The organism is Pacificibacter sp. (assembly GCF_039769035.1).
GTDB lineage: Bacteria > Pseudomonadota > Alphaproteobacteria > Rhodobacterales > Rhodobacteraceae > Celeribacter.
Genome location: NZ_JBDMZG010000008.1, coordinates 1 through 3,067 on the forward strand (window position 1 = coordinate 1; position 3,067 = coordinate 3,067).

The 3,067-nt window shown below is 51.5% G+C and carries 5 protein-coding genes; 1 reads left to right on the forward strand and 4 read right to left on the reverse strand.

The features are described from left to right. The 4 genes from ABF287_RS00600 to ABF287_RS00615 form a co-directional block, all read right to left on the reverse strand. Positions 1-345: FAD-binding oxidoreductase (locus ABF287_RS00600; protein ID WP_347183085.1), on the reverse strand; the 345-nt coding region annotated here is incomplete at its 3' end. 408 nt (positions 346-753) lie between these two features. After that, a complete protein-coding gene (locus ABF287_RS00605) occupies positions 754-930 on the reverse strand; it encodes a hypothetical protein (RefSeq protein ID WP_347183086.1) in 177 nt (58 codons plus the stop codon). A gap of 294 nt (positions 931-1,224) precedes the next feature. After that, positions 1,225-1,410: an integrase core domain-containing protein gene (locus tag ABF287_RS00610; protein WP_082894782.1), complete on the reverse strand. Its 186-nt coding sequence runs from the start codon at positions 1,408-1,410 to the stop codon at positions 1,225-1,227. A gap of 222 nt (positions 1,411-1,632) precedes the next feature. Further along, positions 1,633-2,391 carry an IclR family transcriptional regulator C-terminal domain-containing protein gene (locus tag ABF287_RS00615; protein ID WP_347183087.1) on the reverse strand — a complete coding sequence of 253 codons (759 nt, stop codon included), beginning with the start codon at positions 2,389-2,391 and terminating at the stop codon, positions 1,633-1,635. 104 nt (positions 2,392-2,495) lie between these two features. On the opposite strand from ABF287_RS00615, the gene ABF287_RS00620 reads away from it, so the two are divergent. Further along, positions 2,496-3,067: 3-oxoacid CoA-transferase subunit A (locus tag ABF287_RS00620; protein ID WP_347183088.1), on the forward strand; the 572-nt coding region annotated here is incomplete at its 3' end.

The window sequence follows — 3,067 nt, forward strand, 5'->3', positions numbered from 1 at the left end:
AATACCACCCGCGATGAGAAGGTAGTTCTTGGCATCGGTCAGCTCAAAGGTATTTTCCGGGGCCTCAACTTGTAGCTCGGTCCCCTCTTGCGCATCGTCATGCATAGACATCGATCCGCCGCGACCATTAATTTCACGCTTCAGGGCGATCTTGTATACTTCGGGGTCTTTCCCGTCATTGACAAGCGAGTATCTTCGCATCGCACCGGACGGTGTCTGTACGGTTATATGGGCACCTGCCGTGAAGGACGGGAGCTTCTCTCCGTCAGCGGGTGCCAGCGTAAATTCACAAATGTGCTCGGTCAGTTGGCGCCTTTCGGCAACAGTCATCTTCAGGGCATCCATATTCCCGTCCTCTTTTCTAGGTCGCCAATTTTGATAGGCTTTGATCCATTCACAGAACAAATAATTAGATAACTAAGTTGTTGTCAAGATTAGACATGAACAGAATTGCACGGCGGCACAGGTTGAATAAAATTAAGAACAATTGCAGGTGCTTACGCAATCGAAAGGCCCCATTCCTTTTGTTCTTGCCGGTACGAATGTTGGATATTGACGCCACCACCCGTGTGGAGTCGTAGGTGAGGTGACGAGATCTCGCCCGTTAGACCAAGGCGTTAGCGTCTGGCCGCTTTTTCTGGAGTGATCGAAGCATGAACCCGTTTCAGCGTCGTTGATACAACAATCAAATTAGCTGACCAGCATGACGACCTATAATTATTGTACATTGCTACACGCCGACGTCACAAAGGCTTAGCTTTGGGCGCGCACCTCTTCAACCAGATCAAGCAGCCGTGAGCAGACCATCTCTGCCTTGTCCGTGATACGGGAGGTTGGGCCGTGCACACCGACACCAAGGAGGCGGCGATGCCCTTCCGGAACAGGGATCAGGGCTGAGACCATAGAGGCGTTCCAGTGGGCCGTACCCATGAGCAGATCCTTTGCATGCAAAACGGAGACTTCACGTTCGCGATGTTCTTTGATTGTAGCTAGGAACTCAGATTCAGGTAACGAGTTGGGTTCTATCAATTGAGTTTTTACACTGCATCGATAAAGGTTGCGGGCTTCAGCAAGTGAGGCGCGGCTTAGCATGAGCCAGCCAATTCCGTTCTGGATCATCAACCGCCTCGTACCGGCCGTAATATGCGAGTTCGTTCCCTCGTAACGGTGCAGCGAAACAATATGAACCGCCCCTTGTTTGCCGGAGAACGTTTGGTTCGAATGTTAGGCTGCTTTTTCATTTGGGTTCAAGGTTGCATGGAACATTTCCTCTGCTTCATGCGGCGTGACATATCCGATGGCGCTGTGCAGGCGCTTGGTGTTGTACCAATCGACCCATTTCAGCGTTTCCCGGCTTTGTTGATGGCGTGGATGCCCCCACCTGCCGGCATCGTAGTGTGCCACAGTGATGTTTCAGAAAACATCACTCAAAGGGAGAGCATCCATGTCAGAAGTTAGCATAATCGGCATAGACCTTGCAAAGCGCGTGTGTCAACTTCACGGGGCTTGCGCAAACGGAGCCGTTATTTTTGGACCTCTTCAATTAGGGGGCGGAGCAACAGGTGCATGGCTGAGTGCGGTTTGTGAATTGCTCGTGCAAAAAAAGGAATTTACGGAGTTGATGGACAATTTCTACAGAATCCGCCTTAGCCCCGCTTGAACCATCAGAAGCTTCGGAAGAATTGTTTCAATCAATCCTTCTGCGGGTTCTGGAATTGCGGCCATTCCTGTGTTCAATGCCGCGACAACATTGCTCCGCTGGTCAAAAATAGGCACGGCGATCGAGCGCAAACCAATCTCGACTTCTTGGTCGATGATAGCATAGTGTTGTTGCCGGCTTAAATCCACGCACGCCATAACGTCGACGGGGTCTGTTATGCTGTGAACGGTTCGTGGCGTCAGGTCCGAAGCTTCAACAATTGCCTCTGCTTCTTGGCGCGGCAAAGCTGCCAAAAGCACCCGCCCCATTGATGTGCAATGGGCAGGAAGGCGCGAGCCCGGCATAAGCCCGATGGACATCACCCGCTTTTGCGCGGCGCGTGCAAGATAGACAATTTCGGTGCCGTCTAGGATAGAAACCGAGCAGCTTTCGCCGATCTGATCGGTAAGTTGATCCAGCCATGGCTGTACCAGTTGTGGCAAAGGCAACGATGCAATGGCGCCCAACCCCAATCGCAGAGCGCGTGGTGTCAGCGTGAAAAATTTGCCGTCATAGTCGGCGTAGCCTTCGGAATGCAAAGTAAGGAGGCAACGCCGCGCCGTAGCCCGATCCAAACCAGATTGTTTGGATACATCTGTAATCGAAAGCTTGGGCGTTTCTGCACCGAAGCATTCAAGAACATGTAGCCCTTTGGCCAAAGAGGAGATTGTATCAGGAGATTTGTTCGCCATGCGCATCACTATGTTCGTATGGCGAATAAAGATCAAGATGCGCACAAATAGTTTCGCGTAAGCGACAGAATGATCTACATCGGCAACAAGAAAAGGAGTGTTTCATGGACAAAACCATCCCTACCTTGGAAAAGGCGATTTCTGAAATCCCCGACGGCTCGCAGATCATGATCGGCGGTTTCGGCGGTTCTGGCGCACCAATCGAGCTGATCCACGCATTGATCGACCGCTTTCGTGCAACTGGCAGCCCAAAGAATGTCACTGTAATTAACAACAATGCCGGAAACGGATTTATCGGCATCGCAGCCATGATCAAAGCTGGAATGGTTGGCAAGATGATCTGCTCGTTTCCGCGCAGTTCCAACGCAGAAGCGTTTAATGAGAAGTATCTTGCTGGCGATATTAAACTAGAACTCGTGCCGCAAGGGACTTTGGCGGAACGCATTCGTGCGGCTGGGGCGGGCATTCCTGCGTTTTATACGCCGTCATCCTTTGGCACCGAACTCGCGAACGGCAAGCCAACTGAGGAATTCGAGGGAAAAAGTTATGTGCGAGAGCGTTGGCTAAAGGCGGACTTCGCTTTAATCAAAGGTCAAGAAGGCGACACTGTCGGAAACTTAACCTATCGCCTCGCAGGGCGGAATTTTAATCCGCTGATGGCCATGGCCGCTGACAA